Raw genomic sequence first — 15355 nt, forward strand, 5'->3', positions numbered from 1 at the left:
AGATATAATTGAAGCCCTCATCTGGAACTGGATGAGGCCGGTGGTGAAAACGCTCGGAACGCTGCGCCACAAGTCATTGATCACGATGCTGATTGAAAAGCGTGAGGCTAGCGGGCTGACACAGACCGAGCTCGCCGAAAAGCTGGGCGAATATCAGTCGTTTGTCGCTCGACTCGAAAGCGGCCAACGCCGCGTCGACGTAGTCGAATTCATCGATTTGGCGAAAATCCTGGGGTTCGACCCTTCTTCAGCCATCAAGAGATTGGCGGCAGAACCAAACTGAATCTAGCTGAGACCGTCCGAACCGCTCGCGAGCGCGCCACACAACAGCGCCGTAGCGAGCGAGCGGCGGCTTTGCGCCTAATTTCAGACATTTACGGAACTCGGGCGAGTGCCTCGAAGACGTTCACGCCACCGGTCGGTGTGAAAATCGCTGATGTTGGCGCGGTGCGGGACACTTTACTGCTCGCCGCTTACCGACGGCATGATTGTCCACATGGCCGGCGAAGCCGGGCGGCACCCATTGCCCGTCGCGGCTCCCGGCTTCCCTTGTCGTTTGGTCGTTGCGGCTCTGCCCTCCGAGATACTCGACAAATCTTGCCCCGATCATCCAGGGCGCCGACTTTTGGCATCGGCCAGACCCGGTAACCCGCTGCCACGCAGACCTGCGCAGATAGGCCGAGTTATCTCAGGCAGCGACAGCCTTATCGTCCTCAAACGCATAGAAGTGAGGATCCGCAACGGCGTCGCCGGCGAAATTGCGACTGATCTCCACGGTAATCAAACTGTCGCCAGCAAAGGCTGGGCTTAATTCAAGCGTCAGATATTCGAACAGCGCACGCTCGTGCACCGCGATCACCACTTGCTTGCCGAGACCCTTCGAAAACGTTCGCAACAGAGCGGCAAACTGAGCGATGTGAACATCATCCATCGACTGCACGGGGTCGTCGAGCACCAACCATGGCAGTTGCGACGGTACCGACAGGTTAAGCGCAAGGAACAGGGTCAGAGCCGCGGTGTTCAAATTACCCTGGCTGAGCATGGCGCCGGGAGGACCGGAGGACTGCCCTGACCTATGAAACGTCTCCAGCACAGCCTCCACCTTGCCATCCCCCTGATCGGGAAGCCGGAATTGCGGAACGAACTGCTCGTTGGGAGCAAGCCGGACGAACAGGTCGCGCCAGACCTTGTTGAGCGACCCGCTGAAAACGTCGCGGACGATCCCCGAACGGACATGGGTTGCCGCGGTCGCGATGGTCTTCGCCCGCTCTCGCACCTCGCCAATCGACGAAAAGGCCCCCTTCACCGTCGCAACGCGCCTTTCCAGCTCGATTGCCCGCGCCACGCGGTCCGACAGCAACTGTGCCTCGCGGGCATACTGGTCGAGTTCGGTCTCGACCGAGACGCGCGACGAAAGTGTCGCCTGGACGGCTCTGAGACGGCCCGAAAGCGCTCCGGTAGCTGCCTCGAGGGCCTCTCGCAGGCTCGAAAAGTTCGTCGTCGGCTGGCCGGTTGCCCGTTCCACCGCATCATTGATTTCGGGAAGCAGGGACGCCGACTGCAGCCCTGCCCGTCTCGTGGCGGCGAGGCTCCGGCGAGCACCGTCGAGGCGCACGAAGAGGCTCTGCCCGTCAGCGGCATCCTCCTGCAACGGTTCAAGCCTCGACCTGATCGACGCGATCGCGGACTGGCGCCGGCGCAGATCGACGAGCGCCTCGGGCTGCAGCACTAGCCGCTCGGCTGTTGCTTCATCCCGCCGCGCCGTCGTCAACCGCTCGCTCTCCGATGCTCGCTCCGTCGAGAGCGCCTGCAGGCGCCCTGCCTCCGACGTGAGGTTCGCTATCGTGGCCGCAATGTGTGCGGTCAGGGAGCCATTATCGAGCTCCGCGTAGTCGCGGTTGCAGACCGGGCACATGTCCGCTTCGACATGCGGTGCGATGCCCGCAAGGGCAGCGGCGAGGGTCCGGGCATCCTTAGCGCCCGCTTCGAGCGCCTGGTTGATCTCACCAATCCGCGTCGTCGCCCTCTGGATTGTCGTTCTCGCCGCCGTCAGCTGCTGGCTCGCCGTGCCGTGCTGGTCCAGCAACCGCTGCCAGCGATCGACCTCGACGACGCACCATCTCAGAGCATCGCTGACCTGATCCTCGACGCTGGCGCCATCGACTGGCGAAAGCTCGGAATGAAACTCTCTGAGGACGCCCAGCGCCTGGGTGATCTGCGCTCCAGGGCCGTTCAGCCACGTCTCGTACTCGGACCCGATGGTGGCAGCATCCCGCTCCAGCGCCGCGATTTCGGCGTCGGGACTTCCTGCCGAGGTCTGCTCGAGACGGCTCAACAACGAACTCACCTCCGAGCCCTGCTGGGTGACGCTGGCGAGTTCGGCCTGGTCCCTGTCCCGGTCTCCAACCCGGGCCTGCAGTGCGGCGACATCGAAACCGGCACCGACCGGCACTGCGGTGGGGTCCAGAACGGCCAGCAGTTCGTTGAGACGGGAGATGCGCTGGGTTGTCGCCTGCCGGGCGGTCTCGACGCTCGACCGTTCACGGTCGAGTTGCTGGTCGAGCAGATCACGAGCCTCTTCGAGCTGCTTGTAGACCGGAGCAAGCTTCCGTATCCGGGTGACGTTGAACGCATGGTCGAGGCCGTCCACCAAGGCGTCGAGCGCATCAAGGCGCAGCAATTCCTTCACGAACTCCGTCAGCCGCGAGTTCGTGGTCTTCTTTTGGTCGTAGATGTCCAGCAGGCGACCTAGCACTGCCTGCGGCAGGTAGCACCGCTCAGCAAAGAAACCGGCGTCGGCCGCATTGAGCGCCGGCGTCGCGTCGAACGAACCCGGAGCGAACGTGACCTGGCCAGCCCCGGTCGAACGACCATTCATCCCTTCGACGGCGAGCTGGATCGAACCACCCGCCGTGTCGATATGGGTGAGGAAGTCGTGGTACTTCGACTGGTCTTCGAGATGGGCGATGGAGCCGGTAAGACCAAGTTCGATGGCCGACATCACGCTGGTCTTGCCCATGCCGTTGGTGCCGTGAACCAGCACCACCTGCGCATCGAGCGGAATGACCACCGATCCGCGCATGGAACGGAAATTCTGGACCGAGAGCGACTTTAAACGCGGTTTCATGACTGCGCCGCTCCGTCCTCGAGCACCTTGTCGGCAAGCGTCGAGATCTCGAGGGCGAGCGCCGCCTCCACCGCCTCCTTGCCCTTTTCGGCCAGCTGCACGAACCGGACGACAGCCGGCTCGTCATCGGTGTGTTCAAGCTCCTTTTCGAGGTTGGCCTTCCAGTCGGCAAGGTGCTCGACCGGCGGCGGGCTCTTCAGCGGCAGCAGCACGGCCAGCCAGTCCCGCACCATTTCTTCCGCCATCGGCCCGGTCGGTGCGCCGACCGGCAGCACGCGGCAGACGCGACTGATCGAGTTCAGCAGGTCGTTGTCCGCCTGACCCGAGGTCAGAACGGCGGTTACCGATCGCTTCGAGCCCAGCACATCGAGCGCACGGGTAAAGGCGAGGACCGACCGCGTAACCTGTGTGTCTTCGGACGCGCCGGTGAGTTCGATCACGATCACAAGGTCGTTGGCCTTTTCGCCGGCCACCAGCACATGGGTGAAATCAAAAGCCTGCGAACCGATCCTGATCGATTTGCCGAGCGGCCGGTAGCCACCCTCCTTCGTCAGGATTTCAAAGACCGTTTCCGCTGTCGTCATAGCCCGACCTCAGAGTTGAACCTGCCCTGGACCTCGTCAAACGATGCCGAACCCTCGAGCAGGTCGCTGACGCTAATATAGCGCGGCGGCGCCTTGCCTGTCCGCCAGGACTTGGAAGGGCTTCGCTGCTGCCGGGGCGTGACCTTGCGCGAGCAGATGACGACGACGTCGTCGTCCACCTCGTCGAAAGCCCCCGACGCGACGAGCTGGTTGATGTTGTCGTCATTGGCGGCGAGAAACACGCGGGCCTGGGCCGCCGGAGCGACAAGTCGCAGCGCTCCGCTCGTCGGCTGCTCCGGATCGTCGACCGCAACCGACCACTGGTTGGCGACAAGGCCCTGGCCGATCAGCCCCAGCGCGGCAGCGGCTTCCGGCCTGCCGGAGAACCCTACCGCTGGGTCCTGCTGCATCAGATGCGCCGGCTGCGCACTCAGCGGCATGTAGGGGCGGCGGCCGGCGCTACCCGGCCCCCCGAGAAACTGCTCGGTGACCCGGCCCATCAACGCGGCAATGGTCCGGGCGCACACGTACCGGTTGGCGTTCCCGGCCTGCGCCGCGGCAAGTTCGAGCGCTTTCAGACCCTCGACGAGGTTCTGCTTGCCCGCAGCACCTACGGCTGGCGACGTCAGCAGGCCAGCGAGGGCGGCAAGCTTGCCGAACATCGTTCTCAGCAGCAGCGCCAGCAACAGTGGTTTTCCGAAGGCAGGCAAGGTGGCATCCGTTCGGATCTGGTCTCGGTTGGCCTCATAGTCGCCCTGGTACGCACCCTCGAGGATAGATTTCTGTCCCTCGGAGAGCTCCTGGGCCGCAAACACTATCGGCGCCGGGACGGAATTCCAGATCCAACCATTCGCGCCGAACAGCTGCTGGATGTTGGTGTCCTGCCCGGAGAGGCCGATCATCAGCGTTCTTGAACGAGCAATCAGTGCCCTGAGCTGCTCCCGCATCTGTGTGAAGCGCTGGTTCTGCGCCCAATGCGTGATGGCTGCTTCCCTCGCTACGAGCAGCGGCCGGTACTCTGCTTCGTTCGCTATTGCCCGGTTCGCGCAGCCATGGAACTTGTACAACGTCCCGATTCCCAGCGGTCCGTGCAGGTCGCCCCCGGTGACGGCGACGCGGAATGTCTCGTTCGGCCGACCGAGTTCAACCATTGCCGCTTCCAGCAGCCCGTCCCAATTGGCCGTGGCAAGATCTGACACCACGCCTTCGAGAACCAGCATGGCGATCGCCAGGTGCTCGGCGTCGGCCTTCTGCGCGGCAAATGTCGTAGCGAACTCGAGGACGTCCCACAGCAGGTAGTCGAAGGGCCGGCCCTGAACCTCGGTGCCCAGCACCTTCGAGTACTTGTTCCAGAGCCGGTCAATGAGTGCATCGTGGATCGGCCATGACCCAACTGGCTGCGCGAGATCGACCTGCGCTCTCTCGGCAGCAGACAGGTCGGCAAGACCGAGGATACTGTCGAACGCGCGATGGTGCTCGCAGTCGGCGCCGGTGATGCGGAGACGCAGGTTCTCGAGCAGCTTGGACAGGACACCGTCCAGCCCGACTACGCGGTCCCGCGAAATGCCAGATCCCAACCAGAGGGCGTACTGCCCGGCCTGGAAGCCCGCGGAAAAGCTCTTCTGCGGACCGTCGAGCAAGTCGAGCGTCTCCGCGATCTTAATAGTTGACGCTGTCGGCAAGGTGCCCCCTCCACACTACACCTAGCGTGACCGAGTGACTGTTTCCACCAATATTTTGAAGAATATTCGGGTCGCGAACAACGCTTGGCGGTTCGTCAATGCAACGAGTACAGCGCCAGCTAATGGGCTTGGTACTCTTCACAGTGGAAAAGGACGATTGGAGGTCGATTTCTGTCTGTGTCGCGGGTTGGATATTGCATTGAAACTCTCCGAAAAAGCCCGAATTAGGCAGTTCCGGCCTCGGGCTCATCGGCGATATGTCCGCTTCTCGTTTGAAGTCCCCCAAATGCGGATAGTCCGATTACGGCCCCGGTGCAGACGTCTGAAGGACAAAGGGGCGAACCCGGTATTGCCTAGCGAATGCGCTTCGCACCTTGTAGATTCTCACACCAGATCAATAACTTATTATAAAATCGCACATTGCCGCAAAAGCCCGCAATGTGCGAGAAATGGCGAAAACGCCAACAAAAACAGCCAACCGACCGCCGCACAATGTGCGCCCTTTTATCTTGCCATCTTCCGGTTGTTCTGCCCACATTCCGCCTCCATCCACGCCACGGTGCGCTGGAGCTTGCGGTTGCGCGAAAACGCCCATGCGCGCTCATGGCTGGATCCCTTCGCCCGCTCGCGCCACGAAGAGGCCTTCGGACAGCGGCACGATGGCGGAGACATCGCGCACGCTGGGCGCGGAGCTCACGTCATTTTCTGGGCGCTCGGTCGGCACGAGAGCGACAGCTTGTATGCGATCCGACTGACCCACGAAGAGCGAGCCGTGCTTCCAGGGAATGGCCTCGACAGACGCGACTGCGAAAGGGCGCATACCCTCGCTTTCACCGATCAGTGGGGCAAGTGCTGCGACATAGGCGCGGGTCTCGGCCGGTAACGGACGCCCGGCGAGGTAGGCTTGGTAGCGTGCAGGTCCCGCGTTGTAGGCGGCCAGAAACCCCGGCGAGCCGAAGCGATCGTGCAGTTCGCGCAGATACGCCGTTCCGGCCAGGATGTTGTCACGGGGATCGAATGGATCGTGGCCGAGCGACCAGCGGGCACGCAGATCATCCCATGTGCCGGGCATGATCTGCATCAAGCCGCGGGCGCCGGCGCTGGAGACGGCGCGCACGTCGCCCGCACTCTCCTTGCGCATGACGGCGCGTATCAACGCAGTCGGAACGCCGAAGCGATGCGAGGCTTCGATGATGTGCGCGCCAAAAGGATCGCGCTGCGACGATCGTGTGAGAGGTGTTTCCTGCGCCAAGGTCGGCGCCGGCATGACGGTCGCAACGGACAGGCCGCAAAGGAGGAGCAGAGCCATGCGCCGGGCAGCACGAGGCGGCCCAGGCGCACCGCGATGGCTCGTCGACGGACGGCGAGCGCGCATCGTTCAATCCTTCTCGCTGCGGTCGCGCGGACGCGCCCAGTGCAGCGACCAGGACGTCTTGTCGTCGCCATTGCGAAAGAGGTTCGCGCGTATCGGCTGCGCGAGGGTCGGGTCGTCGAGCTGGATCGAGACATAGTCTCCGGCCTTTTCGCTGGAGCGTTTCCAACCAGCGCCGATCTCGGGGCCATCCTCGTTGCCTGCGTGAACGCGGTAGTCAGGCGCATTCTCCGTTTCGCTCGCCTCTGCCGCCACGATGGCGATATCGAGGTTGAGGCTGAGCGTATGGATACGCCCGGTATAGCCTGTCTTCTGGCGGCTGAACTCTCCGATCTGCTGCATGTCAGGCTCCTGTTTTGGAGTGGTGCGGTGATGATGGCTAGCGGCACGACACGCGCCGCCGGTCGCGCGCTCACCGCGTTGGCGCGCGCCATTCGAAGCGGCCGTTGCCGCCCTCGTCCGTCCACAGCGGGACGGCGCGGCCGATGATCTGGCTGGTGGCGAGGAGGCCGAAGTAACGTCCGTCGAGACTGTCGCGGACCTGCCAGTTCATCAGGAAGACTTCCCCGGTCGAGATGCGGCGGCAGCCCTGCCAGACCGGCAGGTCACGGCCGGCCCGATCACGCTCGAGCGCCGCGCCCGCCTCGATACCATCGACAGTGATGGTGAGGTTCGATCGACAGACAATTTGGCCGGAAGCGGCAAGGATGCGCTTCAAGAGTGGCACGCCCCTTGGCAGATAGCCGCGATCAGCGAGGAACGCGGCGAGTGGCTCGGGCGCGTCGACCGCGACAAGATCGGTGACCTCGAAGGATCCGTCGAAGTCGATCGTGTAGAAGCCGATCGGTGCGCTGGCTGACGCGTTCCAGATGAGCTTCGTGGGCATCGAAGTGAGGCCGGGATAGCCGACGCCCATGGTTGCGAGAACGCTAGCGAGGATGATCGCGGCGCGCGTCACGGCTCGGTCCTCTTGCGCAGCAGGAAGGCCCGATGTTGGTCGAGTGTGTAGCTTCGCGGCGCGTGGCCGGCGGTTATCCGGTTGTGGATGTGCCGCCAATGATCGGGCGACACCAACTGAGGCTCGATGTCGAGGCGCTCGATGGCGTCGATCGCTTGCAGTACGCGTTCGACCTTGGGCCAGTTCTCGACCTTCAGAAGGATATCGCCGCCGGGGCGCACGAAGGGTAGTGTCTGATAGGCATCGCCACGTGCGACCGCACGCACGATATCGATGCGTGAGATGATCGTTCCGAAGTCGTTCGCGGCCCAGCGAACGAACGCGAAGACCGCGCCGGGGCGATAGGACAGAATGCGCCGGCGACGATCAACGATCTGTTCCTGGGCGTGGGTGCCGAACCGTATCCAGTTCTCTTGCCTCTTCTCAACCCAGGTCAGTTCGACATGGACGAGTTCGTCGCGAGCGTGGTGCGTGGCGGCGCTCATCGGGTGGCTCCCGTGCGCGGATCAAGAGGCGGATTCGGGACTTCGGAGACGCTGGTTGCCGTGCTGCTGCCGTCAGAGACCGATGGCGCATTCGAGGTCTTGTCGGCGTCTATGCTGAGTGCATCGCCGGTTCGCCGGATGAGCCTTTGCACATCACGAGCGCGCTCTTCAAAGTTAGACTCTGGGTTAGACTCTAAGTTAAGGGCGCGATTTCGGCTTTGCTTTCCAAGGGTTAGGCCCCGTTTGGGTTCCTGATAGCACGAGCCTGCGGTTCCCGATGGCACGATAGGTCCGGTTCCCGATAGCACGAGGCTGTCCACAGGCCTTCCACCGGAGGCGATCCGCTCGAAGGCGAGCAGCGTCCGGCCGCCCATCTCCACTTCGAGGAAGAGCGTGTAGCCGGGCAGCGGCTGGCGGCGGATGATGTCGCGCAGCTCGAAGGCAAAGCGCTTGTGGGGCGACAGGCTGCCGGATTTCTGGTGAAGGTGACGGAAGTCGAAGCGCCAGCCGTCGCGCTGGCGTCCGCCATGCTTGCGCACCAGCCGATAGAGCCAGCGCTCCAGCCCGCCAGTCAGGTCGAAATAGGCGCGATCGATCGTCAGCACGAGCGCGTCATCGAGGACTGCCTGGTAGAACCAGTCGGGGACGATCAACTCGATCCCCGCGGGTTTACCATGGCGATCGATGCGCTCCTGCCACTCGTTGATCCATGAGAACCGGTGACGCCTGCCCTCGGCAGGCTGACGGATGGTCGTCGAGACGGTAGTCGACTGCAGCCGGTCAAGCGCCGCCTTCAGGCGTTGATAGTCGCGCAGGCTCTTGCCGCGGCCGACGAAGGTGAGGATCTCATAGGGCGTGGCGGCCATCAGGCGCGAGGTACGAAGCCCGGTGTCGCGCGCCTCGACGATCTGGCTCGCGGCCCAGATCAGGATGTCGGCGTCCCAGATGGTCGCCATCCCATGATCGGGTACGGCTTCGACCCGGATCGTGACGTTGGGCGCGGCAAAATCGATCGGGGTGACGCGATGGGTCTTGGAAAGGGAGAAGAACGGATAGGCCATGAGATCCTGCGCGTCTCGTGGAGCGAAGTCGCCAGGCAGCGCCCGGAACAGGTCGAGTTGCCCGCGCTCCGAAAGGGATTGGTTTCGCGAAACCATTTGAAATCCGCGCGCGGTCAGCGTGCGTATCGTCCGCCGTGCGCCGGCGGCGTCGACGTGTGACGCTTGGCCGGCAGGACCGATCCACGCGGGTCGGATGTAGAGGTGACAGCGCCGCGTTCGGCCCAAGCCTGAAGGTCGTCGACGGCATAAACGACACGGCCGCCGAGCTTGCGGTAGGAAGGACCAGTGCCATAGGTACGGTGCTTTTCGAGCGTGCGGGCGGACAGGCTGAGGAAATCCGCGGCTTCCTTGGTGCGCAGGAAGCGCGGCGGCAAAACGGCGATATCGGGTCGCATGGGTCGGACCTCCGTGGGGTTTTTGGCAGCCGCTGGCGTTCAGCGGTGGACGGCGACCACGGTGGCGGAGAATGAGCTTCGCAAGGGATGGGGAAGTTGAGGGAGGCTAAAATCCCACCCCCCTGTCCAGGGCCAGACCCGCTATGGTCGACGGCGATGACGCAGGATCTGAAAATAGCCGCCGCCGATCATTGCGGTGGCGCCTTCGACGAGGCCGATCACCGCATCGCGCAACGCCGAGGTCTTCCAAGGATCGGCGGCGATGCGCTTGCGTCCGTAGAACGCAACCGCAATGTCGCGGTAGCTCGCGCCGTTCGCACGGCCGTCAGCGGCCTGCATCATCAGACGAAACCGGCGACGCTGCTGTGGGGTCATACGCGTGTCCGAACCCGTTGGGCGCCCCTGCAAGGAACGCCAGAAACGGGTGAGTGCTTCGATCCGTCCCAACGTTTCTGCATCCAAGGGGATCAGCGCCGCCACGTGGCCGTGCGGATCACTGCCCGGCAGAAGGAGAAGTTGGGTCGCGACGCCTGCACTGTGGACGATGTGACGTCCTTCCGGGCTGTCGTGGACCGCCCCAAGACCGGTCAAAGGCGCCGATCGCAACGACGACAGGAATTCCGGCGCCGGCACGAGAGAAACCACAGCTGGATCGACGTCAGGCGACCACAGAACGTCTTGCGCCAAGGCGGACAAATCCGGCCTGGCCGGGAAATCGCAACCCCCACAGCCGCTGTGTCTCAAGGTGGAAGGGTGCTTTTTCGGTTCTTGTCGTCAGGAGCGCTTGGTAGTGCCGTTGATAGGGTTCGTGACGCCGCAGACACTCCCAGGCGAGCCCTTCGATGGGTAATGTATCGAAATAATCATAGCTGGCATTGTCTCGCCAATGCGACGTATCCGGCCTCATCCAAGAGCTCCTCACGCAAGAAACGCGTAGACCCCGCCTCAAAACAATTCCGGGTTGTAGCGATTGGTGGAAGACCCTCGCCGGGCATCGGGTGATGCCGTTTCGGCATCACCCGGGAACGACGGGAGCGGTGGTGCTAGCTGCCGGGTTGACGCAAGAGATGGCGGTAGCCAGCACGCGCCATCCAGCGGGCTCGCGCCAGATGGCTGTCATGGATGCGCCGGGCGCGTTGTGGCTCCTTCGTCAGATCAATGCCGAAGAGAATTTCGACCACCTCGCGCCAGTCCGCGCCGTCGTCGGCGGCGTCAAGCAGGCGCACATAGAGCTTGACGTGCTCCCGATCGTATTCGGTGAGTTCGTCACCCGTCGGCGCGGTTTCGTCAAACGGCTCGATCATCGCTTACCTCGTCTTCACAGAGTGAAAGCCTGCATTTTATAGAAACAACAGCGCCGACGGAGGATGGTTGATAAGCATCAGGCGATGCGGTTTCGGCATCGCTCTCGGCTTGAGGTGAACCGAACCGGACGTCAGCGCAAGAAGGCCCCGGCCTTCCGGCCGGGGCCTGCGCGGGTCCTTAGTCACCCCGCCGCGGGTTCGGGCGGGACCAGATGAGCGAGAAACCCTCACCTTCCTCGTCGTCGAAGAGGTTGGCGTAGATCGGGGCGTTGAAGCTCGGATCGTCGAGCTTGAGACCCAGATAGTTGCGGCCTTCGTTGGAGGTCTTCGACCAGGCGGCGCCGATCTCGGCGCGACCGACCAGCACCCGGTGGCTGGGAGCGTTCTCGCCAGTGGCGCGTGTGTCTGGGACGATGCGCACGTTCTTGGCCAGGACGCTGAGAGTGACGATTTCACCGTTGAACTCGTTCGAGGCGGACTTCTTGAAGGTGCCGATGGTAGCCATTGTAAGTCTCCATTTTCTGTTCCCGAGCCCGCACCATGCGGCCTCGATGGCGATCACTTGGCCGGAGGCGACCGCCGACGCATCGCTTGCGACCGGAGCAACGCGGAGGACGGCGCAGGAACGACTTTCTTGTCTCGCGAGGAATGGCGGCGCTCGGGGTCCCCATGCGTTTGCGGCATGGGGTGGGAGCCGGCAGGGGAAGAAAGTAGAGACGCGCCGTTGCGGCCTAGGCGGTCGAGGCTTCAGCCGTCCTTCGGCCAGATCAGCCCATTGAAGAGGCCGTTTGGAGCGCTCTTGGGACAGATTGGCAACGGAGACGTTGGCGTCCAACGCGCCTCCAGCAGATCGCTACGAGTTCACTGGCGTCGTCCACGCATTCCAGGCGCCGGGAACCCCACGCACCTCCAACGCCGCAGCCACCGGCCGCGCTGCCGTCCTGCCACCGACTTGTCGGCCTGCCTTGCGGCGTCGACCGAAGAAAGTCCAAGTCCACAAACGAGGCCGCGCCGGCGTGGAGCGTGGCCGTTGCTCGATCCTTGGCATGCATCCCGAGTGCTCCAACCACCGATGACAAGGAGGCCAAGCCTTCATAGCTCTGGTCCATCCGCCTCGCTCGCGCGGGTTTAAGCTCGAACCATGCCCCTACCGGATTGGTCGCAGGCGGCCATGCCCGCGACCCGGAGAAACGCCGTGACGCCGACGGCGATCGCGCCAATGGCGGAAAAGACGATCTGCCAGGTTTCCGAAGGCATCATGTGCTTCGCGATGCCATGAGTGGCATGGTAGCCGGCAACGATCGCGGGAGCGACGAAGACCATCGCGATCGCCAGCTTGGCCCACATAGGCCTGGTAACGCCGAGGAGGATTTGGCCGACGCCGAGCGTCAACCCGGCTGCGAGGATGCCGACAAGGATCGCGCCAAGCCAGCCGGCACCCGTGTTGAATGCCCATGTACTTGCGTTGACGCCGACGAACAAAGGGAGGGCGACGATAGCAAGCGTGAAGAGCAACCAGCACAAGATGCCGATGGCCGCGATGCAAAGGAGAATGCCGAGGATGATCATGGTGGTGTCTCCGAGAGAATAGCTCTGGCGATTGCGCCTTCCACCACCACCTGGCGCAGTGCACAGCATAGCAAAGGAAAAGCGCGGGTGAAACCCGCCGACGTTCTTGCATCGGCAGGCGCGATGTCCGCCCCGTCATGGGGCGAACGGGTCGATTTCGCCGATGATGGCGGTGTCGTCGCCGTCATACTCGTTCGCCGGCACGACGGAGAGAGTGCCGTCGCCAGCACGAAAGATGACGATGGCGACCATGAGGGTTGCGGCGAGGCTGAAGGCGAAGGCATGGGCGTCGGTGAGGGACATCGATCCGGCTCCTGTTTGAAGCGGAGGACCCTCCCCCGCTGACAGGCGCCCGATGTGTTCAGCCGATGGCCGCAATCACCGCGAAGGCGAAGCCGGAGCGGCGGCACGCTTCGCGTAGTCCGACCCCTTGCGGGTTGATGGCGTCAGGCCGTCGGCTGAACCAAGGATCAGCGCAATGGATCGCGGGGTGCGGTCATCTTCAAGTCAGGAGCATCGGGCGTTGTTGACACCACGCTCCAGGAGCGTCTGAGCAAGCTGGGCGTCGAGCGAGAACCCGAACGGCCATGATCGCGATGGATGCCGTTGTAAGCCGCCACGCTGAAAATGAGGATGAAGCTGGACGATGACGCTGTGCAGTCGCGGTGGCAGACCTAATCCAGCTCTCTCGGCGTAAAGAGCCGCCTTGTCGAGATCGTGCCCGATATGGCGGCGGTTCCAGCGATCATCGGTCGCGACCCCGAGAAGATGCGACTTCAGGAGCAATTCAATGGCGATGGCGATGGCGTGAAGGGCCGCATTGTGCCTGCCTAGAACCGCCGCCCAGTCAGCGCCATCGAGGTGGGCGGCGGCATTGCGCAAGAAGGTGTCGGCAAGCGCGATGTCCGGTGCTTCGGGAAAGGACACGAGCGACATGGCTTGAAGGATGCCGTACCTCCCAGTCATTTATAGGGGCGCTTGGGTTCCGACGGCGCTTACGCGCCGCCGTTGCCGAGCCGATAGACCGGAATGCCGAGCTTGCGGGCCTTGTCCGCGAGATTCTCCTGAATGCCGGTGCCCGGAAAGATGATGACGCCGATCGGCATGACCGCCAACATCTGGTCGTTGCGCTTGAAGGGAGCGGCCTTGGCATGTTTGCTCCAGTCGGGCTTGAAGGCGACCTGCGGCACCTTGCGATGATCGGCCCAGCGGGCGGCGATCTTTTCGGCGCCTTTCTGTGATCCGCCGTGCATCAGCACCATGTCGGGGTGCTTGGCGCGGATTTGGTCGAGCTTTGCCCAGATCAGCTCGTGATCGGCGGTATCGCCGCCGGAGAAGGCGATCTTGGGGCCGGCGGGTAACATGACCTCGGTTTCCGCGCGCCGCTTGGCCGCGAGGAAGTCGCGGCTATCGATCATTGCGGCGGTGAGATGGTGGTGGTTGACCATCGACCCCGTGCGCGGTCGCCAGGTCGAACCGGTGTACTGATCGTAGTGGTCGGCGGCCTGGTCACGCATGAGCTCGAAGGCGTCGCGCCGTTCGATCATGGTCTGGCCTTGGGCGGTGAGTGTCTCGAGTTCGACCGCCTTGATCTCGCTGCCGTCCTGTTCGCGCTGCAGTCCCCGCTGGGCCTGCTCGTTGTCGTCCAGTTGCCGCTCGATCCGTTGTACAGCTCGGTGGAAGACATTGGTGACGGACCAGAGCAGGTCATCGAGGTCGGGTTCGAGGCGCGTGTCGGCCAGGGTGGCGATGAGGGCGTCAAAGATGTCGGCCACGGCTCCGGCCACGTGGTCGCCACCGGGGAGCGGTCGCGGATCGGGCTCGCCGGCAAATGGGCGCCAGCCATAGAGCTGGAGTTCGGTGAGGATGTGATCGGTCGGAGAAGCGGCGTGGTGCGGTTCGGTGTCGTCGTGCTCGCTCATGGGGATGCTCCCGTCGGTTTGACCGCGACCCTCGCGGCCTTCATGGCGACGAGAGCGCACGGGCGGGACGGTCCGACACCCGCAGCGAAGCGGAGGGCCGCAGCGCAGTGGAGGATGGCGGCGGCCGGCTATTTTGCCTCGCGATGGAAAGGCGTCGCGCCCAATCGCTGACATTCGCGAGCAATCACGCGCCGCCGGAAAATAGTCGGCCGTCGCCATTGCCTGGCCGGCCAGTTCGTGGGCCCGATCGCCCTCTTGAAGGCCGGGCCGCGGTTCCCTGCCGGCGGGCCACGCATCCATGCGGCGCACCGGCACCATGCGCCGCGCACTTCCCCCTCATGGCTCATGCTGCCTGTGTCAGTTAGCGGATGCGATCTTTGCGCATGAGCTGGTCCGCAATCGAGGCCCGGAAGGCGGCAAGTCCGAAATGGCGGAGGTCTTCGTTGAGTCCTCCGTCTCCGGCGACAGCACGATTGCCTCGATTCCGGCGTCCGTAGCGCGCTCGATCAGACTGTCTAGGGCACCGTCGCCGGGCGGATCGTCGTCGCGGATGACATAGAGCCGCCGCAGCTTCGGAGGGAACAGGATGGCGGCAAGATGGCCTGCCGAGAGTGCCGCAGCCATCGCCATGTCGGGCAAGGCGCATCTGAGCGATAGCGTCGTATCGATGCCTTCGCCTGCCGCCATGACGCAACCGGGTACGCCGAAGCGGACTGCGTGACCGAGAAGGTCACCCATTGCCCGACGCGGTGTGTCAACGAGTGCCTTGCCGCTGCCGTCCGGTGCGAGCCAAGTGCGGTGCGCGCCGGTCAGATGTCCACCGCGGTCGGTGAAATCGTTGTGAGTCAGGCGTTATGTTGCGGCGTCCTCCGCAGAAAGCCTCTGCTCTGAGTGGT

18 protein-coding genes and 1 pseudogene are annotated in these 15355 nt (G+C 63.6%); 1 reads left to right on the top strand and 18 read right to left on the bottom strand.

All coding sequences use genetic code 11. The features are described from left to right. Positions 1 to 31 precede the first annotated feature (31 nt). Positions 32 to 283, top strand: a complete 252-nt coding sequence (locus AC1D1N_RS24840) for a helix-turn-helix domain-containing protein (RefSeq protein WP_436260223.1) — start codon at positions 32 to 34, stop codon at positions 281 to 283. Between the two features lie 405 nt (positions 284 to 688). Here the strand turns inward: AC1D1N_RS24840 and AC1D1N_RS24845 are convergent, their stop codons facing one another. The 18 genes and pseudogenes from AC1D1N_RS24845 to AC1D1N_RS24930 all read right to left on the bottom strand — a co-directional run. Then, positions 689 to 3127, bottom strand: coding sequence for an AAA family ATPase (locus AC1D1N_RS24845; protein WP_436260224.1), 2439 nt, complete (start codon positions 3125 to 3127; stop codon positions 689 to 691). Beyond that, complete coding sequence (locus tag AC1D1N_RS24850) at positions 3124 to 3711, bottom strand: hypothetical protein (protein WP_436260225.1); 588 nt, start codon at positions 3709 to 3711, stop codon at positions 3124 to 3126. The genes AC1D1N_RS24845 and AC1D1N_RS24850 overlap by 4 nt, the downstream gene beginning before the upstream one ends. After that, the gene (locus AC1D1N_RS24855; protein WP_436260226.1) at positions 3708 to 5351 is read right to left on the bottom strand and encodes an SIR2 family protein; all 1644 of its coding nucleotides are present in this window, start codon (positions 5349 to 5351) and stop codon (positions 3708 to 3710) included. Before AC1D1N_RS24855 ends, AC1D1N_RS24850 begins: the two co-directional genes overlap by 4 nt. Positions 5352 to 5994: 643 nt before the next feature. Then, positions 5995 to 6768, bottom strand: coding sequence for a lytic transglycosylase domain-containing protein (locus AC1D1N_RS24860; RefSeq protein ID WP_436260227.1), 774 nt, complete (start codon positions 6766 to 6768; stop codon positions 5995 to 5997). A 3-nt stretch (positions 6769 to 6771) separates the two neighbouring features. Further along, complete coding sequence (locus AC1D1N_RS24865) at positions 6772 to 7107, bottom strand: DUF736 domain-containing protein (RefSeq protein ID WP_436260228.1); 336 nt, start codon at positions 7105 to 7107, stop codon at positions 6772 to 6774. A 70-nt stretch (positions 7108 to 7177) separates the two neighbouring features. Further along, positions 7178 to 7723 (bottom strand): S26 family signal peptidase, encoded by a 546-nt coding sequence (locus AC1D1N_RS24870; protein WP_436260229.1) that lies wholly within the window; start codon positions 7721 to 7723, stop codon positions 7178 to 7180. Continuing rightward, the gene (locus tag AC1D1N_RS24875) at positions 7720 to 8208 is read right to left on the bottom strand and encodes a DUF2840 domain-containing protein (protein ID WP_436262003.1); all 489 of its coding nucleotides are present in this window, start codon (positions 8206 to 8208) and stop codon (positions 7720 to 7722) included. Before AC1D1N_RS24875 ends, AC1D1N_RS24870 begins: the two co-directional genes overlap by 4 nt. Further along, positions 8205 to 9365 (bottom strand): replication initiator protein A, encoded by a 1161-nt coding sequence (locus AC1D1N_RS24880; protein WP_477351655.1) that lies wholly within the window; start codon positions 9363 to 9365, stop codon positions 8205 to 8207. The genes AC1D1N_RS24875 and AC1D1N_RS24880 overlap by 4 nt, the downstream gene beginning before the upstream one ends. 17 nt (positions 9366 to 9382) lie before the next feature. Beyond that, complete coding sequence (locus AC1D1N_RS24885) at positions 9383 to 9664, bottom strand: helix-turn-helix transcriptional regulator (RefSeq protein WP_008877975.1); 282 nt, start codon at positions 9662 to 9664, stop codon at positions 9383 to 9385. A 141-nt stretch (positions 9665 to 9805) separates the two neighbouring features. Continuing rightward, complete coding sequence (locus tag AC1D1N_RS24890; protein WP_436260230.1) at positions 9806 to 10351, bottom strand: DUF2285 domain-containing protein; 546 nt, start codon at positions 10349 to 10351, stop codon at positions 9806 to 9808. Further along, the gene (locus AC1D1N_RS24895; RefSeq protein ID WP_436260231.1) at positions 10323 to 10571 is read right to left on the bottom strand and encodes a transcriptional regulator domain-containing protein; all 249 of its coding nucleotides are present in this window, start codon (positions 10569 to 10571) and stop codon (positions 10323 to 10325) included. The genes AC1D1N_RS24890 and AC1D1N_RS24895 overlap by 29 nt, the downstream gene beginning before the upstream one ends. Positions 10572 to 10707: 136 nt before the next feature. Next, positions 10708 to 10968, bottom strand: a complete 261-nt coding sequence (locus tag AC1D1N_RS24900; RefSeq protein ID WP_436260232.1) for a DNA -binding domain-containing protein — start codon at positions 10966 to 10968, stop codon at positions 10708 to 10710. A 178-nt stretch (positions 10969 to 11146) separates the two neighbouring features. Beyond that, complete coding sequence (locus AC1D1N_RS24905) at positions 11147 to 11473, bottom strand: DUF736 domain-containing protein (protein WP_436260233.1); 327 nt, start codon at positions 11471 to 11473, stop codon at positions 11147 to 11149. Between the two features lie 623 nt (positions 11474 to 12096). Then, entirely contained in the window at positions 12097 to 12537 is a 441-nt protein-coding gene (locus AC1D1N_RS24910) for a hypothetical protein (protein ID WP_477351659.1), read from the bottom strand. A gap of 135 nt (positions 12538 to 12672) precedes the next feature. Further along, positions 12673 to 12840 (bottom strand): hypothetical protein, encoded by a 168-nt coding sequence (locus AC1D1N_RS24915; protein ID WP_436260235.1) that lies wholly within the window; start codon positions 12838 to 12840, stop codon positions 12673 to 12675. 204 nt (positions 12841 to 13044) lie between these two features. Further along, positions 13045 to 13473 (bottom strand): hypothetical protein, encoded by a 429-nt coding sequence (locus AC1D1N_RS24920; RefSeq protein ID WP_436260236.1) that lies wholly within the window; start codon positions 13471 to 13473, stop codon positions 13045 to 13047. A gap of 59 nt (positions 13474 to 13532) precedes the next feature. Beyond that, the gene (locus tag AC1D1N_RS24925) at positions 13533 to 14459 is read right to left on the bottom strand and encodes a DUF2493 domain-containing protein (protein WP_436260237.1); all 927 of its coding nucleotides are present in this window, start codon (positions 14457 to 14459) and stop codon (positions 13533 to 13535) included. A 361-nt stretch (positions 14460 to 14820) separates the two neighbouring features. Continuing rightward, positions 14821 to 15290, bottom strand: a pseudogene (locus AC1D1N_RS24930) (toprim domain-containing protein); the annotation flags it as partial. Positions 15291 to 15355: the final 65 nt, after the last annotated feature.

The organism is Mesorhizobium sp. P2_B5 (assembly GCF_056404775.1).